Raw genomic sequence first — 26,962 nt, forward strand, 5'->3', positions numbered from 1 at the left:
CCCTCCCGACCCACACCATGACCTTTTCTCCCTTGTCCCGCCGGCTGCTGACCTCGCTGGCCCTGGCTGCAGCCTGCGTCGGCGCGCAGGCGCAGGACGCCGTGATCCGCAAGAACCTGGCCGCGCGCCTGCCCCAGCTGCAGAACATCGAGGCCATCCGCAAGACGCCCATGGCCGGGCTGTACGAGGTGCAGGTGGGCAACGACCTGTTCTACACCGACGCCAAGGGCAATTACCTGATCCAGGGCGAGCTGATTGACACCGTCCAGCAGCGCAACCTCACCGAGGAGCGCGTTGCCAAGATCACCGCGGTCGACTTCAGTGCACTGCCCCTGGCGGACGCCTTCACCATCGTGCGCGGCAACGGCCAGCGCAAAATTGCGGTGTTTGAAGACCCCAACTGCGGTTACTGCAAACGCTTTGAAAAAGACCTGGCCAAGGTCGACAACGTGACGGTCTACCTGTTCCTGTACCCGATCCTGGGCCCGGACTCGGCCGACCGCTCGCGCAACCTGTGGTGCGCCAAGGACAAAGCCGCCGCCTGGCTGGACTGGATGGTGCGTGACAAGGCCGCGCCCGCTGCCGGCAACGGCTGCGACGTGACCGCGCTGGGCCGCAACGTCGAGTTCGGCCGCAAATACAAGATCACCGGCACCCCCACCGTGATCTTCAGCGATGGCAGCCGCGTGCCGGGGGCCCTGAACACCCAGCAGATCGAGCAACGCCTGGCCCAGGCCAGCAACCCCGGCGCCCCCAGCAAGGAATGAGCGCCGCGCGCGGGCGGACTGAGTCCGCCACGCAACACCCCTGAGGCCAGAAAGCCCCGGCGCCGCGTGGGCGTGGCCAAACGCGGCCACAATTCAGGCCATGAACACCTCTGTCCCGACTCCCCATCCGGCGGGCGCGACCCCGCTGTCAGTCACCATCGAGCGCCTGGGCTACGCCGGCCTGCTGCCTTTTGTGCTGCTGGCCTTGCTGATGTGGCTGGTGACCCCCGATCTGATGCCCTTCGTGGCGCTGGCCTTGATGGGCTACACCGCCACCGTGACCTCTTTTTTGGGGGGCATCCACTGGGGCATCGCCTTCCAGCAAGGCGAAGACGCGCCGCGCTTCCATGTGCTGTGGGGCGTGGTGCCGTCGATCGTGGCCTGGATCGCGGTGGTGATGCCGGTCTATGCGGGCCTGCCCTTGCTGGGCTTGCTGCTGATCGTGTGCTACCTGGTGGACCGCAAGACCTGGACCTCGGCCCAGCTGCGCCCCTGGCTGACCCTGCGCTTTCGCCTGACCGTGGTGGCCACGCTGAGCTGCCTGCTGGCCGCCGCCAACACCTGAGCCCCGCCGCGCGTGGACAAGCACGGCCCGCCCGCGGCCCCCGCCCCGGCCGCCCCCACAGCGGCAACGCCGCCGCATCATCGCCTGAAGCGGCTCGATCGCCGGGGCCATGCCCCAGCGCGGCGTGACCTCGCCCCTGCGGCCTGCGGGCGCCTGGCGGCCCGCCCAGCCCCCTTTTCTCCCGGGCGCCGACCACGCCCCACCTGCCCATGAAACGCACCACCCCCACCGCCCTGCTCTACCGCATTGACGCCAGCGAGCCCAAAGCCCACCTGTTCCAGGTCACCTTGACCATCGCCCAGCCCGCGGACCAGCAAACCGTGTCGCTGCCGGTGTGGATCCCGGGCAGCTACCTGGTGCGTGAATTTGCCAAGCACCTGCAAAAGCTGGAGGCACGCCAGAACGGCCGCCGGCTCGCGGTGCAGCAACTCGACAAATGCCGCTGGCAAGTCGCGAGCCAAGCCGGCCAGCCGCTGGAACTGCGCTACGAGGTGTATGCCTTCGACAACTCGGTGCGCACCGCCTGGCTGGACGAACAGCGCGGCTTCTTCAACGGCACCAGCCTGTGCCTGCGCGTGCACGGGCAAGAAGAGCAGCCGCACCACCTGGCGCTGGTGGCGCCCGAGGCCACCACCGGCCCCGCCTGGCGGGCCGCCACGGCGCTGACGCCGGTCAAGGTCAACCGGCGTGGCTTTGGCCTGTACCAAGCGGCGAACTACGACGAACTGGTGGACCACCCGGTGGAGCTGGGCGACTTCTGGCAGGGCGAATTCCAGGCCTGCGGCATCACCCACCAGTGGGTGGTGGCGGGCGCCACGGCCTCGTTTGACCGCGAACGCCTGCTGCGCGACAGCCAGCAGATCTGCGAGACCGTGATCCGCTTCTGGCACCCCGACATCGACCAGAACCCCCAGGCCGCGCCGATGCAACGCTATGTGTTCATGCTCAACGCCGTGGACGACAGCTATGGCGGCCTGGAACACCGTGCCAGCACCGCGCTGATCTGTGGCCGACGCGACCTGCCACGGTTGGGCGAAGCCCGCAGCAGCGAGGGCTACACCACCCTGCTGGGCCTGATCAGCCACGAGTACTTCCACACCTGGAACGTCAAGCGCCTGCGCCCCGCCGAACTGGCCCGCTACGACTACAGCCAGGAGAACTACACCGAACTGCTGTGGTTCTTTGAGGGCTTCACCAGCTACTACGACGACTTGCTGCTGCGCCGCGCCGGCCTGCTGGACGATGCGGCTTACCTGAAGCTGCTCAACAAGACCTTGAACCAGGTGCTGCAAACCCCTGGCCGCGAGGTGCAGAGCGTGGCCCAGGCCAGCCATGACGCCTGGGTCAAGTACTACCGCCAAGACGAGAACACCGCCAACGCCACGGTCAGCTACTACACCAAGGGGTCGCTGGTGGCCCTGGCCCTGGACCTGAGCCTGCGCCAGCAAGGCCACCACCTGGACGAGGCGATGCGCCGCGTCTGGCAGCGCTGCCAGGGCGGCCCGATGAGCGAGGCCGACTTTGCCAGCGTGCTGCACGAGCTGAGCGGCCGCAGCTGGGGCCCCGAACTGCAGGCCTGGGTGCACAGCACCCGCGAACTGCCACTGCAAGCCCTGCTGCAACACCATGGCGTGGCCTGGCACGACGACCCGGCCCAACTGGCGCAACGCCTGGGCTTGCGCGTGGCCGAGAAGAACGGCAGCGTGCAGATCAAAACCGTGATGCGCGGCGGCGCGGCCGAGAAAGCCGGCCTGGCGGCCAACGACGAGTGGCTGGGCATCGAGGTGGGCGCCCAAGGCTGGCGCCTGGGCAAGCTCGACGACGTGGTGTTCTACGCGGGCCAGGCCAAGCGCGTCACCGCGCTGGTGGCGCGCGACCAGCGCCTGCTGCGCCTGCCGCTGACGCTGCCCGCCGCCAACACCAGCACCACGGTGCGCCTGGCCATTGCGCAGGCCGACGCGGTGGCCGCCTGGCTGAAAGCGCCGCCGGTGGCGCCCCCAGTGGCCAATGCCGATGCCGATGCCGCGGGCACGGGCACGGGCGACAACGCCAACGCCAAGGCCCAGCCCGTCGCCAGCGCGCGCCAGCCGCGTCAACGCCCCTTGAAAACCGGCGCCCGCTTGGTCAAGAAGGCTTCCACGCCCTCGAAGTAATCGTCGGTGGCGCCCATGGCCGACTGGGCGTCGCGCTCGGCCGCCAGCTGGGCGTCCAGCTCGCGCGTGGTGGCGTCACGCAGCAGGCGCCGCGTCTGCACCAGGGCCGCGGTGGGCATGGCGGCCAGGCGGCGGGCCAGCGCCAGGGTGCTGGCCAGACAGTCGTCGGCCACATCCCAGATCAGCCCCCAGTCGCGGGCCTGTGCGGCCCCCAGCTTGTCGCCAGTCAGCGCCAGCCCCAGGGCCCGGGTCAGGCCCACCCGGCGCGGCAACAACCAGGTGCTGCCCGCATCGGGGATCAGCCCGATCTTGCTGAAGGCCTGGATGAAGCTGGCCTGCGGCGAGGCAATTGCCACATCGCAACTCATCACCAGCGACATGCCCGCTCCGGCCGCCACCCCGTTGACGGCCGCCAGCACCGGCATGCGCAGCGCCTGCATGCGGCGCGCCGTAGGGTTGAAGGACTGGTCAATCAGCGGCCCCGGGTCGGCCCGCTTGACGCGGTCGGGCCCGGGCGAAAAATCAAAACCTGCCAGGTCGGCGCCCGCACAAAAGCCCCGCCCGGCCCCGGTCAGCACCACGGCCCGCACCGTCGCGCTGGCCTCGGCCTGGTCCAGCGCGGCCCACAGGGCCCGGTGCATCTCGGGCGTGAAGCTGTTCAGGGACTGGGGCCGGTTGAGGGTGATCACGGCCACGGCCCCGCCGCTGGTCTCGTCGAGGGCATACAACACAGAGGGTTCGGCACTGGCGCTGGGCTCGGTCATGAAACGGTCTCCTGGTGGTGATTCAAACAAAGGGGCACGGGGCCCGGTCTGCGCCGGCTCGGGGCCTGGGTGGCCGATGCCCTGGGCCATTCTGCCCGCAGCCCCGGCCGCTGGCACGTCCTGCACGCGACGGTTGCAGGCATTGCAACCCCGGTGTCAGCGGGCGCCGGGTCGGCTTGGGTATAGTGCGCCCAGCCCCCTTTTTGACGATGGAGATAAGAGACATGGCCTACGAAACCATTGAAGTGCGCACCGAAGCCGAGAAAGTCGGCATCATCACGCTGAACCGCCCCAAGCAGCTCAATGCACTGAACGACCAGCTGATGACCGAGCTGGGCCAGGCCCTGCGCGCCTTCGAGGCCGACGACGCCATCGGCTGCATCATCATCACTGGCAGCGAACGGGCTTTTGCCGCCGGCGCCGACATCGCGGCCATGGCCAAGTACAGCTTCCAGGACGTCTACAAGGGTGACTTCATCACCCGCAACTGGGAAACCATCCGCAGCATCCGCAAGCCCGTGATCGGCGCCGTGGCCGGCTTTGCACTGGGCGGCGGCTGCGAGCTGGCGATGATGTGTGACTTCATCATCGCCGCGGACAACGCCAAGTTCGGTCAGCCTGAGATCAAGATCGGCGTCATCCCCGGCGCCGGTGGCACGCAGCGCCTGCCGCGTGCGATTGGCAAGTCCAAGGCCATGGACATGGCCCTGACCGCCCGCATGATGGACGCGACCGAGGCCGAACGCGCGGGCCTGGTCAGCCGCGTGGTGCCGCTGGACAAGCTGATGGAAGAAACCCTGGCAGCCGCGCTGGTGATCTGCTCGTTCTCGCCCATCGCCGTGATGGCCGCCAAGGAGACCGTCAACCGCTCCTTCGAGAGCGGCCTGTCGGACGGCCTGATGTACGAGCGCCGCGTGTTCCACGCGCTGTTCGCCACCCAGGACCAGAAGGAAGGCATGGACGCCTTCCTGAACAAAAGAACGCCAAATTTCACGGCCCAGTGAAAAAACTCGAAAAAATGTGGCTATAATCGTGGGCTCAGACAGCGACGTTGTCTGAGACAACACCTCAATCGCAAGGTGTTGCGACCCAAGTTGGCGCTTTAGCTCAGTCGGTTAGAGCGATGGAATCATAATCCACAGGTCCGCGGTTCGAATCCGTGAAGCGCCACCAAAATTTCTTCAAGTGCGACAAGCACTTGGACGCGAAAGCCACCTTCGGGTGGCTTTTTTGTTTCTAAGCCTTACATCCGATGTAACGGCGGATGTAAGTGGATTTTTGAGATCGGCCCGTCCGCGCCGATCCAAATCTGAGCCACCAGGGGTTAGTGGGTCACTTCTGCGTGGAAATCCACAACGATTGATTGTGGCGGGAATCGCGGGAACGCGTCACCGCACGTCTGAGGGTTCAAGGACTGGCCGCGACGACTCGGACTCGGGGAGTTGCACCATCGCCGTTGTCTGAAAGCCACTTCATCGGCACAAGCTTGACGCCCTCACGCCACTCCCTGAGGCCAACAACGCCGGGAATCTCTCCCCAAACATCACGTCCTGCATGGTCCAGCACGATGACTTGCAGCTTGCCGTGCGCCTGCAACACTACCTTGCCCAGAGTCTCGAAGACCTTCCGAACCGCGTCCAACTCCAGACAGCGCCCATGTGTCGGAAAATCCGGTGCTCCTGGTGCCCCGTTGACGATGCTTAGGGTGAGTCACCTTCTCCCTCTTTGACCATGACCGCCCGGGGAATGGCGGCCCCGAGCGGTGGGTCGCCAGAGCGGCCCGTCGCGCTCGGATGGTGCCGTCGAACGTCGGTTGACCAAAGGGGCTGGCGCTGAGCGCGGACTGGCCTCGCGGCGCAACCGCCGCCAATGGCCACCTGAAAAGGAATCACCGTCCAAGGCGGAGCAGGTCGCTGGTGACGGCACAATCCATGATGGCCCTGACGCGTCCAAAGCCGTGGTCCAGCGCTTGCTCGCAGCCCCAACACATGCCTACATTTGCCTTAACCTGCCGCTCCCTCACCTGGTTGACTACCCTGTCGCTGGCGGCTTCCGTCTCCGCCCATGAAACCTGGCTCACGCCGCAAAGCGAGCCGCCGCAACAGGGCAAGCCCTTTGTCCTCACCATGACGTCGGGGGATCGATTTCCCGCGCTGAGCCTGGGCATCGCGCGCGAGCGCGTGGGCCTCGCCGAATGCAGGGAAGCCGGCGCTGCATTGCCTCTGCTGCCACAGAAGCGATCATCGAACGCCTTGCAACTCACGGTGCAGCGCGGCGCCCCAGCCCCGTTGATGTGCTGGGTCACGCTGCATCCACGCGAATTGGTGTTGACGGCGAACAAGATCAATCTGTACTTGGACGAGATCGATGCCACACCAGCCCTCCGGCAAGCCTGGGCCGAGGTGCCAGCGCCAAGGGTTTGGCAGGAAACCTACGCCAAACATGCCAAGGTGATCGTGCCTTCGCCTCGCACGCCCGCAGACACCACCCTGTCTCAACCAGTGGGCATGCCGCTGGAGGTGGTCCCCGAGACAGATCTGTCAACAGGCAGGCTCGATGGGCCGCTTCGTGTCAGGGTGCTGGCCCAGGGGCGACCGGTCCCAGACCTTTCAGTGGTGCTGCACGGCGAGCGCCGAGGCCCCCCCGCGCGCCGACGGACAGATGAGGAGGGACGGGTCACCTTCGCTGCGCCTGCCGCCGGGCGCTGGATGCTCAGCACGACCGATTTGCGTCTGGCCGATGCGAAGACCGGTCAATGGACGAGCCAGTTCGCGACCTTGACCTTCGAGGTGTTCAAGGCGGCGCAGCCCTCTCACTGACGTCAGCCAGCCACCCGCCCCCGCAGGTGGCTGGACGCCCACTCAATGGCGCGCGGCCCACTGGCTGGTCTTGCGTCCCAGCCGTCGCCACCCGATCACCACCCCGGTCAGGCTCAGCGCAGCACCTCCCGCACTCAGCAGTACCAGCAAGAGGTCCCACAGCGGTCGGCGCTCCAGCAGCGGCAGCCAATCCCAGCTGTGCAGCATGGCGAACAGCCAGCGACCGATCCGACGCGTCCTGTCGGTCCGGCCCAGCACGGCGCCGGTGGCTGGGTCCACGTGCACCCAGGTTTCGTAGGGATCGTCGAACACGAGGCGCAGCACCGGCAGGGGCTTGTCGCCGCCGCCTGACATGGTGTGCGCCTCCCGCTGGTAGTAGTAGAGGTCGTAGGCGGCCAAGGTCTCGACGCGTTTGACAGGGGCCTCGACCAACCGGCTGGCGGCGGCCACCGTGTGGGCCGGGTCCAAGGTCCGGGCAGTGGCGGTGGCCGCGTCCAACACGGCAGGCCGGCCCGCCGGGCGGCTGGCCAGCACCAGGTCCTGACCGGTCGCACGGGTCCATCGCAACTCGCGCACCGAGCTGCCGGCTGCCGCCAGCAGGGCTGCAGGCGAAGCCGCCGTGGGCGCGATCCGCAACGGCCCGTCATCCATGGCCTGGGTGCGCAAGGGCGGGGCACCGCTGTCGAGCACTTTCCAAGGGTTCATGGACATCAGCCCGCTGAAGATCCAGGTCAGCGTGATCAGCGCAAACAGCAGCCCCGTGATGTGGTGCCAGCGCATCATGAAGCCCTGGTAAGGCGATCGTGAACCGCTTTTGTAGCGACCGTTGAAGCGCCACCGCCACAGGCCGACGACGGTGCCCGTCAGGGTGAGCGCGATGCCAGCGATGGACAGCCAGTTGACGATGTCGGTCCACCAGGCGTCAAAGACATTGCCCCGGAAGGGGTAGAGCCAGTGGATCCAGGCACCGACGTAGTTCCACCAGCGCTCTGCCCTGGGCGCATCCCGCACCACTTCGCCGGTCTTGCCCGAGATGTAGAGCAGGGTATGTTGCGGGTCTTGCAACTGCACCCGATGCAGCGGTCGGTGCGCGTCGAGGCCGCGAGAGTGCGTGAATGCATCCTCGTTGATCGTGCCCTCATACTGCATGGGCACCGGCTGCGTGCCAGCGTAGGCTGCGGCACTGGCCAGGGCCTCCGTTGGCCCAACTTCGCGCAAGACCGTGCCGGTGAGTGCATCGATGACGACGGTGCCCGCACCGGGCGGTGGACGGCGTTTACCGCCCCCCGCCGCGCTGGCGCCCCCCGCGGGCACGGCCAGGTAAACAGGCTGTCCTGCCCGCGAAGCCAGTAAGCGCAAGTCTTTCAGCGGCCCTGCGATGCCAGCCCGGTCCAGCGCCTCCCGGGGGCTGAGGTAAGCCGCCCCGCGCTCCAGTGCAGGCAGGTGCTCGAGCCGTTCCGACGCTGTGAGCTTGGGGTAGCCCACATACATCATCACGACGCCGGACACGAACCACATCGCGAAGAACGCGCACAACACGACCCCGAGCCAACGGTGGATCAGGAACAAGCAGCGTTTGGCGCTGTGCATGGCGTGCCGAGGTCAGAAGGACGCGCGCAGCGTGATGTCCGCGGTGCGCGGCGCCCCCAGGTAGACCTGGGTGCTGCCTGCATTGGCCGCATAGATCTTGTCCGTGGCGTTGCGCAGGCGCCCCACCACCGACACCGACTTGTTGACCTGGTAGCTCAGACCCAAATCCAGCAAGGTGTAGCTGGGCCAGGTCAGGGTGTTCGCCGCATTGGCGTAGACCTGCCCCACATGCCGCATGCCCACGATGGCCGACCACTGCGGGGTAAAACGGTACGAACTCCACAGGTTGGCCACCCGCGACGGCGTGTTGGTCGGCGTTTTGCCGGCCAGGGAGACACCGCTTTGCACGAACTGCTCATATTGGGCATCCACCAAGCTCACATTGCCCTGTACCGACCAGCGCTGCGTGGGCTGCAGTCCAACGGCCAACTCCACCCCCTTGGACGATTGCTCGCCCACCAACACCGTCAATGCTGAGTTGTTTGGGTCCTGTGAGGCGATGTTTTTACGTGTGATGTTGTAGACCGCCAGCGTGGCGCTGCCCTTCTTGCCCCAGAAGTCAACCTTGCTGCCCACTTCGATCTGGCGGCCCGTGGTCAGGCTGCTGTTGTTCGCAACGTCAGCGAAGGAGGCCGTTGACAGGATGCCGGACGGCGGGTCGGCTGCGGTTGCAAACTGGGCGTAAAGGTTCGCATCGGGCGAGAAGTCCCACACCAGGCCGATGCGGCCAGTCGTCGGGCTGTAGCCGCGGCTGAAGCTGGCCGGTGTGGTGGCGGTCACGGCTCGGCGATTGGTCAGATCGAGATCGATGCGTTCATGCCGCAACGCCGTCACCAGGTTGAGCTGGGGTACGAGGGTGGTGCGGTTCTCCAGGTAGGCGGCGATGGTGGTGACCTTGTTATCGCGATCCGGATTGAAGTTGGGCGAAGTCCCTGCGATGGAGAAAAAATTCTCGGTCGTGAAGTTGTACGGGTTGACCGTGCTCACGGTGCTGGAGATGCTGTTCGGGAACCGAGTCTGGCGGTTGCGGCTGATGTCAACCCCAGCGGCCCAGTCACTATTTCTGCCGGCCAGCTGGCCCTTGTAGACGGCTTCCAGGCGATTGCCGACCATCTCTTGGTCGTGACGCTGCAGCAGCGTGCTGGAGCGGATCACCCCCGTGTTGGTGGCGTTGAAGCGGTAGGCCTCGACGTTGCGGTAGTCCCGCAGCGCGTCGTACACGTAGAAGGTGTTCTTGAGTTGCAGCGCATCGCTCACGCGCCAGTCTGCCACCGACCGCAGCCACTGTACTTTCTGGGCATAGATACCATCAGCGGAGTTGTAGTTCTTGAAGCGGGTGCCCGGATCGATGCGAAGTTGTCCGGCGACGGGATTAAGGACCGGCGTGCCCCAGTAGGGCCGATCGACGTGCTCGTCCTGGTTCTCGTAGGCCAGCAAATGAGAGAAGCCCCCCCCCAGGTCCGACAGCAGCGACGCAGCAAGCTGCGTCGAGCGTGATTGGGTGCCATCGGTCCAGCCATGGGTGTTGCGGTGGTTCACATCCAGACGCACGTAGTGGCTGCCGGCCTGGATGCCATCGCCCACGATCCGCCGGTTGATGCCAAACGAGGCCTCCTTCAGGCCATAGCTGCCCAGGCGCAACTGGGCTTCAGTGAAGTCGTTGCGCTCTGCCACTTTGGTGATGTAGTTGATCGTGCCACCCACCGCACCCGCGCCATAGAGGAAGCTTGAGGCACCGCCAATGGCTTCCACGCGGTCGTAGATCCAGCTGTCGACGGGACGCGCCGCGATCGTGTACTGGACGTTGATGCCATTGAACAGTTGACTCAGCGAGGCCCCACTGAAACCTCGGTAGCTCACGCCGATGCTGCCGGGCGCGTTGTGCGCGGTCACGCCGGGGATGGCGCGCAGGATCTCCTGCGTGTCCTGGGCGCCCCGGGCGTCGATGGTGGCGCGGTCCACCACAGTCACGGCCGCCGGGGTTTCGCGCGCGGTGAGTCCCAGTTTGCTGGCGGTCTCGGAGGGCGCGTCCAGGTTCAGGCGCCCGGTCGGGGTGTGGCGGTCGCCCAGCACACTGACCTCAGAAAGTGAGGGGGCTGCTGGGGTCTGGGCCTGAGCCGGTGCAGCCTGCAACAGCGAGGCCAGCAAGGCGGTGGTCAAGGCGGAAAAGACGAATGGAGGCGTGGTCCCAGCGCGTGCTGCGCTGAGGCCGACAAAAAAATCAGACATGAAAATAACCGTGCGAATGCACCCGCACACCCACCCCGCACCTAGCAGTGGCAGGTGGATCAGGCGCGTTGAATGAAGGGTCGCCCGAACGCCAATCGCGTTCAAGCGCTAGGTGGCTTCGTTCAAGAGTGCACGGGGGGACCGCGCGCGGGCAATGGCGCAGCAGTCGCTGCCGCGATTCGGGCTGCCGGTATGGACTGTGCAGCGTAAGCCAGAGGCGATGGGGCCGCAGCCGAAGGCCACAGCGGATGGGGCGGCGGAGCCCCGGTTGGCATGCACAGCGCGCAATACATGGCGGTCGTGTCCAGCTCGACCATGCCTTCATCAGTAGACTGAACCAGCTTGATGATGGTGCCGCCGCCGCAGATCATCTCCACCCTCTGTGGGTGGACCAGGGGCGCGGCGCTGACGACGCCAATGGACAGCACGAACCACACCAACGCCAGCCAGGGCAGAGCGGTAATGGTTCGTAACTTATCCATCCAAAGATTATCTACCAAGGCGATAGGTCCGCAAGGCTGTTTGGTGGTGGATGGTTTGGGTGGCGGTCACTGCACCAAAGCCAAACGGGTGCCTGACGGACCGGGACCACGGCCCCCCCGGCCCAGCCCCCCTGAAGACGGCGCAACATCGCTCGCACCGACGCAACGCAGGGCCATTCAGAGCCGTCGCGGGTGGTCCCAACCACCGAAGTTCACTCGGCCAATAGGTGGGTTGGTCACAGCCAAAAGAGGCCGCCCATGGTGGGCCTCGCCCGCGCGAAAGTCCGCGTTCACACGCCTGGCGAAGCTGACGACTTGGGGGGCCGACGGTGTGACCGATGCACTGAGGCCTGCGAACGGCGGGCGGGCATGGAGAACTCAGGTGGCACAGACCGCCCGGGCGCTGACGACCGCCAAGTGACCACCCAGAACGCTCCGACAGCAGCTCGGAGGAGCGGCATGCCAACCGCCCCAGGGAAGCGGGCGGGTTTCCAGAGGGGTTCTGTCGGCATTGCCGGTGGCGGTGCGAGCGACCTCCCGTCCGTTGGTCGAGATAAAAGACCTGCCTCACTGTCGGGTTCATGCGCTGACACCCTGGAGAAACTGAAAAACGAGGTGGCGGGAGCATGCAGTGAGGCAGGCGAAAAACCAGGCGATCGGCGCTAGCCAGGGTGCGAAAGTTGAGGCCGCCCCCCGGCAGTAGCCGCGCCCCGGGCAGCGGCTCGCCGCACCAGCCGCCACCGCCAAAGGCCGGTGAACCACAGCAGCGCCGGCACGAAACCCAGGCCACAGACCAGCAGCCGGCCGGCCAGTCCGCCAGCTGATCCATCGTGCAGCGGGTGCAGCCAATTGAGGACCCGATTGGAGACCCCGAACTGAGACTGGTCTTGCTGCGCCAGCAAACCACCCGTCGAGGGATCGAAGTAAAGGTAACTGTGCGGAAACCGGTAACTTGGATCCCCGGGCTGCTGGAGCCGCACCATGTAGCGCCCCTCGGTCCCCGCGGGCACTTCAAACCACGCTAGGCGCGCCAGGGGCATCTGCACACGGGCCTGCTGCAGAATGCGGTCCAGAGGCACCCTGGTGGCGGGAGAAGCAGGGGCCAGTGCCGATGGTGGACGCAAAGTGGCCACAGGGTCCAACACCGCCGTCAGCAGGTTGCGCGTCTCGGTCGGCCAAGCGAGCATCCAACCGGTCACCGTCAGCAGCAGGAGCAAGGCCAAGCTGCCCAAGCCCAGCAGCTTGTGCACGTCGCGCCAAGTGCGAATCGGATGCGCCCCCGCCTTGAACTGAAAGGCATGGCGCCAGGCTCCCTGCGGCCACCAGGCGGCCAGGCCGCTGAGCAACAAGACCGTGCAAAGGAGCCCAGCCCAGCCCACCCAGCGCCGCCCCCCATCTCCCAATTGCAAGGCCATGTGCAAGTCGTACACCCAGGTCATCAGGTAGGCACCCCAAGGGTCCTCACGCAGGACACGTTGGCCGTCGGCACTCAGCCACACCATGATGCGCTGGGTCGCGTGCCCCCCATGGGTCTCCTGGTAGCGCACGGCCAGCGGGCCCGGCTCACCACTGACTTCAAAGCGCCAGAGGCCCTGCCGCTCGGGCCACTGGCGCTTCAGCGTGCCGAGCGCGACGTTCCAGACCGGCGAATCCCAGCCCGGCGCCTCGCCCTGCGCGGGCTCGGCGATCTCCGGGTGCAGGGCCCGATCGATTGCCTGGTAGAACACCAGCGCTGAGCCAGTCAGGCCAAAGACCAGCAACAAGGCCCCCACCCCCAGTCCAAGCCAGAGGTGGCATTGACGCAGCAACACCCGCGGACGCAGCATGGGCTCAGAACTGAGAACGCAGCGACAGCTCGACGCTGCGCGGTGCCCCGATGTAAATGTTGGTCGTCGGGTAGCCGGAGTACTCACCATAGAACGCATTGGTGAGGTTGCGACCGCGCAGCGTCAGTGTCGATTGTTTGTTCAACGACCAAGAGACCGCTGCATCCAGGGTCGAGTGGCCCCGCACAAATATGGTGTTGGCCGTGTCGGTGTAGAAGCCCGACACGTGACGCAGGACCGCGCTCACCGTCACCGGGGTGTTGGGCACCTGGTAGCTGGTGTGGGCGCTGGCCGTGGTGGTCGGCGTGTTGATGGGCCGGTTGCCGGTGCGCACCGCGCCGCCAGCCTCGATCAACTGGTCGTACTTGGCGTCCACCAGCCCCAGGTTGGCCCCCAGCAACCACTGGCGCGTGACGGCGGCCCCAACGCTGAGCTCCAGCCCCCTCGACGACTGGCTGCCGCCCTGCACCGTCAGCGAGGCATTGGCGGGGTCACGGGTCAGGATGTTGTCTTGTTTGATGTAGAAGGCCGACGCTGTGAGCGTCAGACGCTTGTCCAGCGCGTTCATCTTCACACCGGCCTCCACCGAATGACCCGTGGTCAGCTTGAAGCTGGTGTTAACAATCGACTGCACCAACATCGACGACACCGGGGTGGCCGCGGTGGTGTAGAGCGCGTACAGCGTCGTGTCGGGGTTCAGGTCGTAGGTGCTGCCCAGGCGCCACGATGTGGGCCGGTACCGTGGGTTGGCCGTCTGCACGCTGTTGGGGGTGACGTTGTAGTTGGTGACACTGCGCTGCAGGTCGATGTCGTCGTAACGCAGGCCGCCCACCAACAACCAGTGGGGTGCCAGGTTCAGTGCGTCTTCGACAAACACCGAGGTGGTCTGCTGCTTCGAGTCAAAGTTGACGTTGCCAGCACTGTAGGCACTGGCCGCCGTTGGGATGGTCCCCACCACCGGGTTGTAGGGGTCCACGGCAGTCACCGCCGTGCTCGAGGAGGTCTGACGCAGGCTGGCGAAACGGGTCTGGTTGTACTCAGCGCCGACCGTGAAGCGGTTCTTCAGGCCCCACCAGGTGCCTTCGTGGGACAGGGCTGTGCGAGCGTTCCAAAATTGGTGATCGTGATAGAAGCGCTGCACCGTGCGCAGCAGACGGCCGTTGGGGAAGGCCGTGGTCGGCGCCGCGAAAGTCTGGGTGTCGCTGAGCACAAAGTCGCGTTGTGCGGTGTAGGCCGTCAAATCGGTGGCCAATGACCAGCCTGGCTGAAACTGCCAATCCACCTTGGCCCGCAAAGTGGTCTCCTCTGCCCCGGAGTAAGAGCCCTCTGGGTTGTAGTTGATCCGGCGCAACGCTTCGTCTACCACCAAACCATTGCCGGTGCTGACGATGTTGCTGGGGTTCTTGGCCACCGCCGACGAGACCAGCGGAATCCCCTGGTAGGTGCCGTTGTAGCGGTCGCGGTAGTAGTCCAGGCCGACCAGCACAGACAGATCACGGTGGGGCTTGAGCAGGATGCTTCCTGTCAGACCTTGAGATTTGGTCGCGTTGCTGTTGACGTCGTAGAGGCTGTTGGACTGCAGGCTGCTGGCATCCAGTCGGAGGGCCGCAGTGTCATTCAGTTGCAGGTTCAAGCCCCCCGCTGCCATCGTGGTACCAAAGCTGCCGATGCTGAGCAAGGTCTCGCCGTGGTGGCCATCCAGACTGGGTTTCTTACTGACCTTGTTGACCACGCCGCCCAACGCCCCTTCGCCATACAGGACGGAGGCCGGGCCCTTGATGACCTCGATGCGGTCGAAATGCCAGGTGTTGGTGTCGCGCTGAACGATGGTCGAGGTGGAGACCCGCACACCGTCCTGCAGGATGGACACGGCGTTGCCCGAGAACCCCCGCATCATCAAGGTCGCGGGGTTGCCTGGCACATTGCCAGCCACCACCCCAGGGATGTCGGCAAAGGCCTCGCGGGCAGTGCGCAGGCCACGCTGCTGCATGTCCTCCTGGGTGATGACCTGGACCGTGGCCGGGGTCTCGCGCGCAGTCAGACCCAGCCGGCTGCCCGTGGTGCTGGGCTCATCCAAGGCCAGTTGGTCCTGGCGCGCGTTGACGTCCACCGACTTCAGGGTGGGGGTGGGGTGGGCGTTCTGGGCCCACACCGCGGCCGTAGCCGACAGGGAGGTCACGGCCAGTGCGATGACAGACAAAGAGAAAGAAGGCGTCATGGTGAATCAAAAAACAAAAGAGGTCCGCAGGCCCGGTGACCAGGGCGCCTGGGTGACAACGCACAGGCCATCAACCGCGGCACGCTCGTGGACGAGCAACGTCCCAACAGGGACGTCCCTGGTTGCGGAGGAAACAGATCGAATGAGCCGCGGCAATGCGCTGGCTACCGTTGCCAGGCTGAGGTACCAACCACCACGACGACCCGGGGGCTGGCAAACGACGCAACGGTTCAGAACGACGGGGTGATGAGCGCCGAAGAGCTCAGCGCAAGGCGTGAGGCGGGCCGCGTGAAGGCAGGGGTGGGGCCGTGAGCACCGCAATGCGAGCGGCCGGAATGGCGCGCAGAGCGTGGGCCAATGGCGCCGGAACAGGCGCGGTGTCAGACAGCAGCGGTGGTGGTGGCGCGCCGACGTTGACGCAGAGCGAGCAGTCCATGGTGCCATGCTCGGCACTGAGCATCGGGCCGTCGTTGTCGGGCAGCGGCACCAACTCGATGGCGCCGGCACCAGAGCAAATCAACGTCATGGCTTTGGGGGCCACCAACGGTGAGGCCACAGCACAGCCCAAAGTCAACGCGAACCAGAGCAGCACAAGCTGCACAAATGTTCTGGACGGTTTGGTACTCTGCATGGGCGGCATTATGCGGTAGAAAGAAACCCGCTTCATCCGATAGACACCCAGTTGCCCAACACCGTCGCCATGGGCCCAAGATCACCGCAGGCGGACACCATGCTTGAGGCGGTCGATCTGACCACTGCAGCCACCGACGGCCCAGGCCTCAAGATTCCCCAAGACATGACAGGCATCGATCAAAGGCCGAAAGAGCTCATGAATGCTTGATTTCTTGTCTTTCAGCGCTGAACCTAACGACAAAAAGAACAGGTCAGAACCACGCGGTAGCATCATTGAGCGATGAGGATTCATGCAATCGAGGTGGCTGGGGCTCACCCATTTCTCACATCCTTTGAACTGGTCAGAACCGCACCTTACCTTGCTCAAGAATCCAGGACTCGATCCGCTCATGATGGAGGCGCAGCAGGTCCAGCGGCCGCACGGTGGAATGCTTCTCGGCCGTGGCGCTCGGCTTGTGGCCCATGATCTGCGCCACCACGCCAGCCGGACAGTCCAGCCACTCGGTCAGCGACTTGAACGACCGGCGAAGGCCATGCAGGGTGAGGCCGTCAATGCCCGCCACAGAGCAGGCGCACCCATGGTGGCTGCGGGGTTCGTTGATGTGGCCCGACTCGCTGGCCTGTACCACCTCGCCCAACTGGAGCGACTCGCCCTTTTCGTTGGCCCGGCGCTCACGCCGGCGGATGTTCTTTTCGTCCAGGCTCACAGTGCGAGTACTGGCGAACACCCACTCATTGCGGCGCGGCAGCGCGGCCAGCAACTGGGCGACGTAGGGAGTCAAGGGAATGACACGTTCGCCCTCCACCTTGTCGCGGATGGTCAGGCCTCGCCATTGGGTGTTCAAGTCCTCCCATCGCATCGCAAGAATCTCACCAGGCCGCGCGCCGGTCAGCAGGACAGTTTGCAGGTAGGCCGCCACGGTCTGATTTTGGATGTTGCGGACGGCAGCGAACCACGCGGGCAACTGCTCCCGCAGCAAGGCGTCTTGCTTCACCCTGGGCTTGCCCAATACCTCGCGGGCCTTGCGGGTGGCAGCCACGTTCTTCGGCGCCAGGAGGTGGGCATATTCCGGCTGCTCGGCGCACCAGTTCAAGAACACCTTGAGCAGGCGCCAGGCCAAGCGGGCCGACGTGGGCCGGGTCTTGGCCTGCTCTGCCGCCCATGCCTCCACGGTGGGGGCGTCCAGGCTGCCCAACGGGCGGCCCATCAGCGGGTACAGCGGCATGTCGATGGTCGTAGCCCTGCCCCGCGTGCCCCGGGTGGCCTTCTCGCCCCCTGCCCGCGCCAGCTTCACATGGTCCTTGTAGTGGGTCTCCCCCCAAGAACGGACGACGGGCCTCAAGGTAGACGGCCCAGACTTCACCCACGGTGACGGCCTCGGCAATGGCGGCGGCGGCCTGGGCTGCCTCTTCGGCTTTCCGCTCATCAACTGCAGCGACAGCATCGCGCTTCAGGTCACGGGGGTCTTTGCCTTCGTCAATCAGGCGCTGCAGTTCTCTGGCCTTGGCCTGGGCGTCCGAGATGCTCCAGGCGGTCGGGCTGCCAATCGTGATGCGGACGGATCGGCCCTGGTAGGCACCTTGAAAGATGCAGGCCGGCTTGCCGTTGGGCGTTGCGCGCAATGCCAGGCCGGGAGCGGTCGCATCCCACAGGAAAGCCTGCTGCTTGCCCGCCGGGCACTTGAACCCTGCGACGCGCCCTGCGGTGAACGATACCTTTGCCATGCCTGCCCCTGGTGAGACTGACATCGGCCAGGATGTAATGGCGGATGTCAGAGAATTTCCTGAAAGCGGATGAACTCAGATCAACACAGCGGCTCATGAAATTTGCCTAAGTTGTTGATTTTCATGGATTGCACCAACATCAATCAACACAGGGAAATACAAAAAAGGTGGAATCATGATCCACAGGTCCGCGGTTCGAATCCGTGAAGCGCCACCAAAATTTCTTCAAGTGCGACAAGCACTTGGACGCAAAGCCACCTTCGGGTGGCTTTTTTGTTTTGCGACCGCGCTGACTGCGCCAGGCCGCCAGCCGCTCAGCCCAGCACCAACACACAGGCGTTGTGGAACCGCGGCACGGCCGGGAAGCCTTCAGACTGCAGCGTGTCGATCTCACCCAAGGAGAGCGCACCGATCAAGCCGCCCTGGCCTGACAGCGCGTTCAAGGCCTGCAGTTCCTGGGCGGCCTGCTCGCCCAAATGCATGCGCCGGCCGGCGCAATAAAAGGTCAGCCAGGGTTCGGGCGGGCGCGCGTGCTGCTGCACCAGCATGAACTCCACCAACTCGGGCAGGGCGGCGCCCTCCCCCACATGAGGCGCGCGCAGCACCCGCATCAGGTTGCCTGGCGGGATCTCGCCCACGCACAGCAAGGAGCCGTCTTCGTTGAGCGCCACCGGGATGCGCACCAGCACATCCACCACGGTCACCAGACCAAACGGAAAATGCACGGCATAGTCGTAGAAGTTCTCGCGGGTCAGCACAACCCCGAACTCGCGCTGGATCAACTCCTGGTAGACCTCGAACGCGGGCCGGTGATCGATGGTGTCGATGCGGTTTCCATGGCCCGAGGTGGCGGTCAGCAAGGCCCGGCTGACGGGGTAGCCGTGGCGCGTGCAGGCGTCCACCCCGGCCGGCGCCAGCCACGACATCACGCCGCCGCGCACGCAGCGCTGGCCGTCGAACAGGCAGTCCATGGGTTGGAACGATTCGCTGCCCGCATTGACCCCGCTGTAGCGCAGGGGCGAAGGCAAGGTGGCGTAAAGCTCGTCCATCAAGGCCCCGACATTGGGCACCATCGCATCGAAAATACTGAACAGCAGGGGGGGCTTGGGGGCCGGCGCGGCGCGCGACTGCATGGCTTGCACGGCGGCTTGCCAGGCCTGCACGCCGGCCTCGTCAAGCTCGGCCTGCAACACCCACTCGGGCATGTGTTCAAAGCACAGCAAGGCGATGTGGTCGTCCACAAAGCCCTGCTCGGTCAGCAACTGGGGAAAGATGGCCCCGATCAGCGGACAGGCCACGCGGGCACAGCCCTGCTGCAAGGCGGGCACCTGGGCCGCCAAGGCCTCCGGCACCAGGGCCAGCACCCCCGCCTTGGGCCAGCGCTGGCGCCAGTCAGACAGGGTGGTGGACAACTCGGACAAGTCCGCACTGAGGAGGCGTTGGGCAATGAACATGGGGCAGGTCGATGCGGCGTTGAGGCTTCACTGTAGCGGCAGCCGGCGCCCATCACTTGACGCAAGTCAAGCAAGGCCGGAGCACGGCGGCGGGGGCTGCCCAGCGCGGGGGGCCCGTCGGGCACGCGGCCAGACCACCTGGGCCCTGCCGGGGTCGTCGGCGGTCTGACTGCGTCCCCATGCGCGGCCCTGCCTCAGGCCGCCACGGGCACGGCGCCCTGCGCGGCATGGGCGCCCGAGCCCGCGTCCACCGGGGGGCGCTGGGTCTGCGATTCGGGGGCGCAGTGCATGCCCAGGCGCTGCAACAGATCACGGTCTTTTTGCGCCTGCGGGTTGCTGGTGGTCAGCAGCTTGTCGCCATAAAACATGCTGTTGGCGCCAGCCAGGAAGCACAGCGACTGCAAGGACTCGGGCATCTCTTCGCGCCCGGCCGACAGGCGCACCATGGCGCGCGGCATGCAGATGCGGGCCACCGCGATCATGCGCACAAACTCGAACGGGTCCAGCGCCTGGGTCCCGGCCAGCGGCGTGCCCTCGACCTGCACCAGGTTGTTGATGGGCACCGACTCCGGGTACGGGGCCAGGTTGGCCAGTTGCACGATCAGGCCCGCACGCTCGCGCCGCGACTCCCCCATGCCCACAATGCCGCCCGAGCACACCTTGAGGCCCACATCGCGCACCCGCTCCAGGGTGTCGAGCCGGTCCTGGTAGGTGCGGGTGGTGATGATCTGGCCGTAGAACTCGGGCGAGGTGTCGAGGTTGTGGTTGTAGTAATCGAGGCCGGCGTCGCGCAGCTGCTCGGCCTGGCCGTCGTCGAGCATGCCCGCGGTCAGGCAGGTTTCCAGCCCCAAGGCCTTGACCTCGCTGATCATGTCGCCGATTTGCGCCAGGTGGCGTGGCTTGGGCGAGCGCCAGGCCGCGCCCATGCAAAAGCGGGTGGCGCCGTTGGCCTTGGCAGCGCGCGCAGCCTCCAGCACCTCGGCCAGCGGCAACAGCCTGTCGGCCTTCAGACCGGTGTCAAAGTGGGCTGATTGCGGGCAGTATTTGCAATCCTCCTCGCAACCACCGGTCTTGATTGACAGCAGCGACGACAGCTGGATCGCGTTCGGGTCGAAGTGCTCACGGTGCACCGACTGCGCCCGGAACATCAAGTCGTTGAACGGCAACTCGAGCAAGCTCAGGACCTCGGCCACCGTCCAGGGCTTGGCGTTGACACGCTGGGCGTCCAGGGTCGGGGTGCGGGTCTGATTCGGGTTCATGGGCTCTCCACCGCCTGGCCCATCGGGCCCAGGCGCAAAACAGCGGCCAGGGCCGCGGGACCTGGGTGGCACCCGTCTGGCGACGGCCCACCCAACGGGGGGCGCCAGCCTATCACCAGCCGCCACCCGGGGCCGGCAAAGCCCCCGCGATCCGTTGGGCCACCCGAGCGGCCGGTCCCAGGCCGTGGCGGACACCGCGCCCCAGGTCCCCCACGCCAGCCCCGCCACCCCGCGGCAGACCCAGCGCCGCGACAGGGGCCTGCGCCCAGGGCGCGTCGGCGATCCCGACCCGGGCCTGACTCAGAACAACTCGATGCGGGGGCCGTTGGCCGTGGCCAACTCCAGGCCCCGCGGCTCGTGCTCGCTGGCCTGCGACGAGAGGCCCAGGGTCTCGGTGCCGGTGCCGTGCGCGTGCGCCACGCGCTGGGAATGCATCACGTAATCACTGGTCCAGCGGCGCAGCAGGTCCTCCAGCAGCTGTGGCGGCGGTGGGGCGCGCCCATCGATCAACTGGTAGAGCTGCGAGAAGTGCTTGGACAGGCTGGCCAGCGCGCTGTTGATCTGCTCCAGCAGCTGCCGGTTGATGTCCTGGAACTGCATGTCACCGAGCGTCTCCACGATGTCGGCGGTGACCTGCTGCATGCTGACTTCCATGTGGTTGGACAGGCCCGCGAGGTAGGGCACCACCTCGCCCAGGGTGTTGCTGAGCAAGCGCATGTGCTCGGCGATCTCGTGCATCTGCACCGCCGAGGTTTCGACCAGGCCTTCTTCGAGCCGCTGCAACTCGGCGTCCACGCCCTCGGCCGCCATTGCGATGCCGTGCGAGATCTTCAACGCCGCCTCGGAGGTCTGGGCCGACAGCCGACGCACCTCGGTGGCCACCACCTTGAAGCCGGCCCCGGCCTCGCCGGCGCGCGCGGCTTCGATCGAGGCGTTGACTGAGATCAGGTTGGTCTGGCGCGAGATGTCAGTGATCAACTGCGCCAGCGGCGTCAACTCACGCACCTGCGCGGCCACGGCACGCACGCGGTCCAGGCTGCCCTGGCGCAGCGTCTCGAACTCGCGCTGGTGGTCGGCCAGGTGTTCCAGCGCCTGGCTGTGGCGCGCCGCCTGCGCCAGCGAGTCCTCGGACAACGCTTGAGAGCGCCCCACCGCTTCGCCGATGCGGTCGCGCAACTGCATGGTGTTGCCATGCACGCGGGTCATGCGCTCCATCATCGAAAACACCGCGGTCTCCGAGGTCTGGATGGTGGCGCTGACCTGCTGACGCAGCACCGCAAAAGCCTGCTGCGAGGTGTTGATGTCCTGCGCGATCACCTCGTTGGTGGCCGGCGCGTGGCGTGCGCCCGCGCGCCCCAGCCAAAGCTGCAAACCACTGCCAGCCACCAGGCCCAGCATCAGGCCCAGCACCATCTCGGGGGCCAGCCACTGGGTCATCACGGCCAAGGTGACGGCCATCGTCAGCAACACGCGCTCATGGGCGCGCCAGCCGCGCCACCAGAGTTGCAGCCAGGCCCGCAGCGACAGCCTGGAGGACGCGGAATCGTTGATCGGGTCAGTGTCCATGTTTCACCTCACACACCAGGCAACACCTGCTTGATCACTTTCAGAAGATCGGCCCCACCCACCGGTTTGACCAGCCAACCCGTGGCCCCGATGCGCTTGGCTTCCTCGCGTTTGGCCTGCTGACTTTCGGTGGTCAGGGCAAGGATGGGGGTGAAGCGCAGCAGCTTGCGCACCTCGCGGATCAGACCGATGCCGTCGAGCTTGGGCATGTTGATGTCCGTGATGATGAGGTCGGGCTTCAAGCCCGCCTTCACCTTTTGCAAGGCGGCCTCGCCATCGGCGGCGACCTCCACCTGGAATCCGCTGATCTCCAGCGTGTTTTTCAGACTCATCAGCATCGTGGCGGAATCGTCAACAAGAAAGATGCTTTTCATGGGGCAAGGCTCCTCGCGGTTTCGGGCCGACGGCCTCCCTGGGCAGACCCCCGAGCCCGGCGGGCCCAGCGGTCGGCCAGGACAACCGACAACGGACAGGTTAGTGCCTCAATAGTCGCACAAATGATTCAAAAGATAAAGAGCAACGCGCAAATTTGATTAAATTTGATCAAACGAAGGGGTGAGAGTCGCCTGCAGGGCGGCGCGTCTCAGCCCGTAACAGAGCCTCCTCCCTCTGAAAAGCCAGATTCCAACGCCATATCTGAGCATTTGGCACGCAAAAGCCCCCAAAAAATGCTCAAGCAATGGCGCCAGAACGGTCGCATCCCCGATCAGCAAATTGCATCAAATTATCAATTTTCTCAAAATTCAAAGCCAAACTGCCGGGAAAGTTCTAATTTAGAACAAATTCAACCCAATTGGCGGCAAATTTGCTCACAAATCAGATTAATGAATCACTTAATTTGCTTTTTTTGATTGTTTTGATAGCATTTGTGACGAATTTGATCAGACGCATCCCGAGAGGGCCCCATGAAAAAAACCATCCTCACCATCGACGATCAGGCCGACATCCGGCGCCTGGTGCGCATGACCTTGGAGTACGACGGCTACACCGTGCTGGAGGCCAGTGAAGGCGCCGAAGGCCTGGCCCTGGCACGCAGCCGCCGCCCCGACTTGATCCTGCTCGACGTGATGATGCCGGGCGTCGATGGCCTGATGGTTGGCAAGACCCTGCAAGCCGACCCGGTGCTGAGCCGCATCCCCGTGATCATGCTGACCGCCCTGGACCGCGACGCCGACATCGACGCGGGCTTGGAAGTGGGCGTGCGCGCCTACCTCTGCAAGCCCTTTGGCCCGGTCGAGCTGCTGCAGATGATCGAGTCCTTCATCCAGGAAGCCGACGGCGCCGCCACGGCGCCCTCGGCCACCGCCCCGACCACCCCCCATTTCCCGTCCCGCTGACCCCGTTCGGGCCAGCTTTTTTGTACCGCAGTCAAGTCCATTACTTCCCTGAGGAATCCGCCATGGCACTCGTGAAAAAAGCCCCTACCCCCTCCGTCAGCGCCGAACCCGCTGCCGCCACCCGCAGCTCGGCCAGTGCCGCACGCGAAGCCGAAGTCCAGCGCAAGCGCGCCCGCACGCTGGCCAAACAACAGCAGGCCGCCGAGCGCATTGCCGCCGCCACCGGCCAGATGTCCTCGGGCATCGCTGAAGCCGCCTCCGCGGCCGAAGAACTGCGCCGCGCGGCCGACCAGATCGCCACCGGCGCCGAAGAAGCCTCTGGCGCCGCCCAGGAATCGCTGGCCGCCTTCAAGCAAGTCGAGGCCTCGGTGACACGCCAGATGCAGAACGCCGAACTCAGCCGCGTGCGCACCGACGCCATCCAGACCCTGGTGCAGCGCACCAGCGCCGAGGTCAGTGGTCTGGTCAGCAATGTGGGCGTCTCGGCACAACGCCAGATCGCCTCGGTCGGCATGGTGGCCGAGCTGGAGAAGCAAGCCGCCAACATCGGAGACATCGTCAAGGCCGTGGCCCGCATCGCTGACCAGACCAATTTGCTGGCCCTGAATGCCGCCATTGAAGCGGCCCGCGCCGGTCAACACGGCAAGGGCTTTGCCGTGGTGGCCGACGAAGTGCGCACCCTGGCCGAGACCTCGGAGAAGAGCGCCAAGCAGATCCAGGACCTGGTGGGCCAGATCCAGCAAGAGGTCAAGGTCATTGCCGAAGGCATCGGGGCCTCGGCCAAGACCGTGGAAGGCGAAGTCGAAAACGGCCGCCTGATCACCCAGCAGCTGGAGCAAGTGCGCCGCGACACGCTGGAGATCGTCAAGGGCGTGCAGGAGATCTCGGCCGGGGCCCAGCAATCCGCCGCCGCCACCAAGCAAGCGCTCAAAGGCTCGGAAGACATCGCCGCCGCGGCCGAAGAACAGTCTGCCGCCGCCGAAGAGTCCGCCAAGACCGTGGCCGAGCAAGCCCAGGCCCTGTCGCAAAGCGAGCAGACCGCGGCCAGCCTGTCCGAGCTGTCCGAGGACCTGAAGAACTCGACCGACGTCGCCAAGAGCGCCGAAGAGGTGGCCTCGGCCGCCGAGGAGCTGTCCGCCGCGGTGCAGGAGATCAGTCGCTCGGGGGCCCAGATCATGGCCGCCATCGACCAGATTCGCAAAGGCGCCGAAGTGCAGTCGGCCGGCACCGAAGAGGCGTCCGCCGCCATCAACCAGATTGAGCGCGGCGCTCAACTGGCCATTGAGCGCGGCAAGGTCAGCGCCGAGAAGGTGACCGCCATCCGCCAGCTGCTGGCCACCAACAAGGCCGCGGTGGACAGCCTGATCGCCAATGTGTCGACGTCGGCCGAGGCGTCGCGCAACAGCATCCGCCAGGTCAAGGAACTGGAACTGGTGTCGCGCCGCATCGACAAGATCGTCGACGCCATCACCACGGTGTCGATCCAGACCAACATGCTGGCCGTCAATGGCTCGATCGAAGCGGCCCGCGCGGGCGAGTTCGGCAAGGGCTTCGTGGTGGTCGCCACCGACATCCGCAACCTGGCCCAGGACTCGGCCGAGAACGCCGACCGCATCAAGGACCTGGTCAAGTCGGTGCAGGACCAGATCGGTGTGGTGGGGCGCGACCTCGACGAGATCGTCGGCATCGCGTCGGCCGAAGTCGAGAAGGCCAAGTCCACCACCGAGAACCTGAACCAGATCGAAAGCGACATCCAGGAGGTGGCACGCAGCTCGGACGAAATCCTCAGCGCCTCGACCGAGATCGGCGCCGCGGTGGCCCAGGTCAAGCGCGGCGTCGAACAGATCGCAGCGGCCGCTCAGGAGGCGGTCAAGGCTTCGGAGGAAGCGGCCGCAGCGGCCCGCCAGCAAGCCCAGGGGGCCGAAGAGCTGTCCGCCGCCATCGAGGAGATCTCCTCGCTGGCCGATGAACTGCAAAGCGCCTGACCCAGGAGCGTGCCATGAGCAGCGAATCCAACAAGGAACTCGGCCTGGCCGAGCCCGGCCCGGAGACCGCCGAGGCGTCGGACACCCGCCAGTACGTGACCTTCACGTGCGGCGACGAGGTGTTCGCCGTCGAGATGGCCCCGGTGCAGGAAATCATCCGTGTGCCCGAGGTGGTGCGCGTGCCCCTGTCCCCCCCGACGCTGGAAGGCCTGGCCAACCTGCGCGGCAAGGTGTTGCCCATTGTCTCGCTGCGCCGGGCGCTGGGCTTTGACGAGCGCGACACCGACGACAGCTCGCGGGCCGTGGTGATCGACATCTGCCAACCCATGGGCTTTGTGGTCGACCGCGTGGCCAGCGTGGTGGGGGTCGATGTGGCGCAGATCGAAGGCGTCGACGGCATTGGCGGCACGGTCAACACCGAGCTGCTGTCGGGCCTCATCAAGGACATTGGCGGCCACGCCATGGTGATGGTGCTGAACTTCGAAAAGCTCATCGAGCAAGAGTTCGCCCAGCTCAACGACCTGCAGGCCCAGCGCAGCCAGCTGGGCGCGCAGGCCCTGCTGGGCAGCGGTGCCGCCAGCAGCGACAGCGCCCGCCAAGGCAGCGAAGAGGAGCTGCACCTGGTCAGCTTCGACGTGGCAGAGCAGGAGTACGCGATCGCCATCGAGGACGTGCAGGAGATCGTGCAGGTGCCCGATCAGATCGTGCAGGTGCCGCATGCCCAGTCCCATGTGCTGGGCGTGATGACGCTGCGCAACCGCCTGCTGCCTCTGGTGGCGCTGCGCCGCATGTTCGCCCTGCCCGAGCGCTCGGCCGACGAGCAGAGCCGCATCGTGGTGGTGGCCCTGGGCGGGGCCTCGGTGGGCATCGTGGTCGACAACGTCAATGAGGTGCTGCGCGTGCCGCGGCGCGGCGTCGAGACCATGCCCAGCCTGCTGGCACGCCAGAACGACATGGCCGACATCACCGACATCTGCCGCCTCGACGGTGGCAAGCGGCTGGTCTCGGTCATCTCCACCCACAACCTCTTCCGCCAATCTTCGATCAGGGAGGCCTTGAACACCGTGAACCAGCAGGACGACCGCGCCCACCCGACCGAGCGTCACCACGACCACGGCGGCGACGACGAGCAAGTGGTGGTGTTCCGCCTGGGCACCGAAGAGTTTGGTGTGCCCATCGACAGCGTGCAGGAAATCGTGCGCGTGCCCGAGGTGCTGACCCATGTGCCCAAGGCGCCGGCCGCCGTGGAGGGCGTGATCAACCTGCGTGGCTCGGTGCTGCCGGTGATTGACCTGCGCCGCCGCCTGGGCCTGGCCACGGTGGCGCGCAACGATGGCCAACGCATCGTGGTGTTCCTGATCCGCGGCGTGCGCACCGGCTTCATTGTCGATGCCGTGGCCGAGGTGCTGAAGGTGCCCCGCCAGGCCATCGAACCGGCCCCCCACCTGTCGGCAGAACAGGCCACGCTGCTGGCCCGCATGGCCAACCTGGAGAAGCAAAAGCGCATGTTGCAGCTGATCGAACCCGACCACCTGCTGCTCGACAGCGACCTCCACTCGCTTGCCGGCATGAACGCCTGAGCAGGCTGCG

General features: G+C 65.8%; 20 protein-coding genes, 1 tRNA gene and 1 pseudogene. 9 read left to right on the top strand and 13 right to left on the bottom strand.

The features are described 5' to 3' along the window. The first annotated feature begins 17 nt into the window (after nucleotides 1-17). The 3 genes from PSQ40_RS14380 to PSQ40_RS14390 all read left to right on the top strand — a co-directional run bounded on the left by PSQ40_RS14380 (nucleotide 18) and on the right by PSQ40_RS14390 (nucleotide 3,485). Nucleotides 18-767, top strand: coding sequence for a DsbC family protein (locus PSQ40_RS14380; protein ID WP_273952277.1), 750 nt, complete (start codon nucleotides 18-20; stop codon nucleotides 765-767). A gap of 100 nt (nucleotides 768-867) precedes the next feature. Then, nucleotides 868-1,332 (top strand): DUF3429 domain-containing protein, encoded by a 465-nt coding sequence (locus tag PSQ40_RS14385; RefSeq protein WP_273952278.1) that lies wholly within the window; start codon nucleotides 868-870, stop codon nucleotides 1,330-1,332. A gap of 209 nt (nucleotides 1,333-1,541) precedes the next feature. Continuing rightward, complete coding sequence (locus tag PSQ40_RS14390; protein WP_273952280.1) at nucleotides 1,542-3,485, top strand: M61 family metallopeptidase; 1,944 nt, start codon at nucleotides 1,542-1,544, stop codon at nucleotides 3,483-3,485. Here the strand turns inward: PSQ40_RS14390 and PSQ40_RS14395 are convergent. Beyond that, a complete protein-coding gene (locus PSQ40_RS14395) occupies nucleotides 3,425-4,249 on the bottom strand; it encodes an enoyl-CoA hydratase-related protein (protein ID WP_273952281.1) in 825 nt (274 codons plus the stop codon). The two genes, PSQ40_RS14390 and PSQ40_RS14395, sit on opposite strands and share 61 nt — an antisense overlap. 224 nt (nucleotides 4,250-4,473) lie before the next feature. Between PSQ40_RS14395 and PSQ40_RS14400 the strand changes: the two genes are divergently transcribed. Continuing rightward, the gene (locus tag PSQ40_RS14400; protein WP_273952282.1) at nucleotides 4,474-5,253 is read left to right on the top strand and encodes an enoyl-CoA hydratase; all 780 of its coding nucleotides are present in this window, start codon (nucleotides 4,474-4,476) and stop codon (nucleotides 5,251-5,253) included. A gap of 92 nt (nucleotides 5,254-5,345) precedes the next feature. Continuing rightward, nucleotides 5,346-5,422: transfer RNA gene (locus PSQ40_RS14405), tRNA-Met, on the top strand. Nucleotides 5,423-5,656: 234 nt separating this feature from the next. Here the strand turns inward: PSQ40_RS14405 and PSQ40_RS21375 are convergent. Next, complete coding sequence (locus PSQ40_RS21375; RefSeq protein WP_409338595.1) at nucleotides 5,657-5,890, bottom strand: DUF3732 domain-containing protein; 234 nt, start codon at nucleotides 5,888-5,890, stop codon at nucleotides 5,657-5,659. Between the two features lie 347 nt (nucleotides 5,891-6,237). On the opposite strand from PSQ40_RS21375, the gene PSQ40_RS14410 reads away from it, so the two are divergent. Beyond that, complete coding sequence (locus PSQ40_RS14410) at nucleotides 6,238-7,068, top strand: DUF4198 domain-containing protein (RefSeq protein WP_273952285.1); 831 nt, start codon at nucleotides 6,238-6,240, stop codon at nucleotides 7,066-7,068. Nucleotides 7,069-7,110: 42 nt separating this feature from the next. Here the strand turns inward: PSQ40_RS14410 and PSQ40_RS14415 are convergent, their stop codons facing one another. The 11 genes and pseudogenes from PSQ40_RS14415 to PSQ40_RS14470 all read right to left on the bottom strand — a co-directional run bounded on the left by PSQ40_RS14415 (nucleotide 7,111) and on the right by PSQ40_RS14470 (nucleotide 22,424). Beyond that, nucleotides 7,111-8,658, bottom strand: a complete 1,548-nt coding sequence (locus PSQ40_RS14415) for a PepSY domain-containing protein (protein ID WP_273952286.1) — start codon at nucleotides 8,656-8,658, stop codon at nucleotides 7,111-7,113. A 12-nt stretch (nucleotides 8,659-8,670) separates the two neighbouring features. Beyond that, nucleotides 8,671-10,887, bottom strand: coding sequence for a TonB-dependent receptor (locus PSQ40_RS14420; RefSeq protein ID WP_273952288.1), 2,217 nt, complete (start codon nucleotides 10,885-10,887; stop codon nucleotides 8,671-8,673). Nucleotides 10,888-12,031: 1,144 nt separating this feature from the next. Then, nucleotides 12,032-13,195, bottom strand: a complete 1,164-nt coding sequence (locus tag PSQ40_RS14430) for a PepSY-associated TM helix domain-containing protein (RefSeq protein ID WP_273952290.1) — start codon at nucleotides 13,193-13,195, stop codon at nucleotides 12,032-12,034. Between the two features lie 4 nt (nucleotides 13,196-13,199). Then, nucleotides 13,200-15,413: a TonB-dependent receptor gene (locus PSQ40_RS14435; RefSeq protein ID WP_273952292.1), complete on the bottom strand. Its 2,214-nt coding sequence runs from the start codon at nucleotides 15,411-15,413 to the stop codon at nucleotides 13,200-13,202. A 262-nt stretch (nucleotides 15,414-15,675) separates the two neighbouring features. Beyond that, nucleotides 15,676-16,044, bottom strand: coding sequence for a DUF2946 family protein (locus PSQ40_RS14440; protein WP_337961832.1), 369 nt, complete (start codon nucleotides 16,042-16,044; stop codon nucleotides 15,676-15,678). A gap of 81 nt (nucleotides 16,045-16,125) precedes the next feature. After that, entirely contained in the window at nucleotides 16,126-16,338 is a 213-nt protein-coding gene (locus tag PSQ40_RS14445; RefSeq protein ID WP_273952295.1) for a hypothetical protein, read from the bottom strand. A 49-nt stretch (nucleotides 16,339-16,387) separates the two neighbouring features. Then, nucleotides 16,388-17,771, bottom strand: a pseudogene (locus PSQ40_RS14450) (tyrosine-type recombinase/integrase). Between the two features lie 314 nt (nucleotides 17,772-18,085). After that, entirely contained in the window at nucleotides 18,086-19,225 is a 1,140-nt protein-coding gene (locus PSQ40_RS14455) for an FIST signal transduction protein (protein WP_273952297.1), read from the bottom strand. Nucleotides 19,226-19,419: 194 nt separating this feature from the next. Beyond that, nucleotides 19,420-20,484, bottom strand: coding sequence for a biotin synthase BioB (bioB, locus tag PSQ40_RS14460; protein ID WP_273952299.1), 1,065 nt, complete (start codon nucleotides 20,482-20,484; stop codon nucleotides 19,420-19,422). 300 nt (nucleotides 20,485-20,784) lie between these two features. After that, nucleotides 20,785-22,050 (bottom strand): methyl-accepting chemotaxis protein, encoded by a 1,266-nt coding sequence (locus tag PSQ40_RS14465; protein WP_273952300.1) that lies wholly within the window; start codon nucleotides 22,048-22,050, stop codon nucleotides 20,785-20,787. Between the two features lie 8 nt (nucleotides 22,051-22,058). Next, the gene (locus PSQ40_RS14470) at nucleotides 22,059-22,424 is read right to left on the bottom strand and encodes a response regulator (RefSeq protein ID WP_273952302.1); all 366 of its coding nucleotides are present in this window, start codon (nucleotides 22,422-22,424) and stop codon (nucleotides 22,059-22,061) included. Between the two features lie 531 nt (nucleotides 22,425-22,955). Between PSQ40_RS14470 and PSQ40_RS14475 the strand changes: the two genes are divergently transcribed. From PSQ40_RS14475 to PSQ40_RS14485, 3 genes are all read left to right on the top strand, one after another. Continuing rightward, nucleotides 22,956-23,387, top strand: coding sequence for a response regulator transcription factor (locus tag PSQ40_RS14475; protein ID WP_273952304.1), 432 nt, complete (start codon nucleotides 22,956-22,958; stop codon nucleotides 23,385-23,387). Nucleotides 23,388-23,449: 62 nt separating this feature from the next. Further along, on the top strand, nucleotides 23,450-25,372 hold the full coding sequence (locus PSQ40_RS14480) for a methyl-accepting chemotaxis protein (protein WP_273952306.1): 1,923 nt from the start codon (nucleotides 23,450-23,452) through the stop codon (nucleotides 25,370-25,372). Between the two features lie 14 nt (nucleotides 25,373-25,386). Then, on the top strand, nucleotides 25,387-26,952 hold the full coding sequence (locus tag PSQ40_RS14485; protein ID WP_273952308.1) for a chemotaxis protein CheW: 1,566 nt from the start codon (nucleotides 25,387-25,389) through the stop codon (nucleotides 26,950-26,952). The last annotated feature ends 10 nt before the right edge of the window (nucleotides 26,953-26,962 follow it).

This window comes from Curvibacter cyanobacteriorum, from assembly GCF_028649475.1.
GTDB classification, from domain to species: Bacteria; Pseudomonadota; Gammaproteobacteria; order Burkholderiales; family Burkholderiaceae_C; genus Curvibacter; species Curvibacter cyanobacteriorum.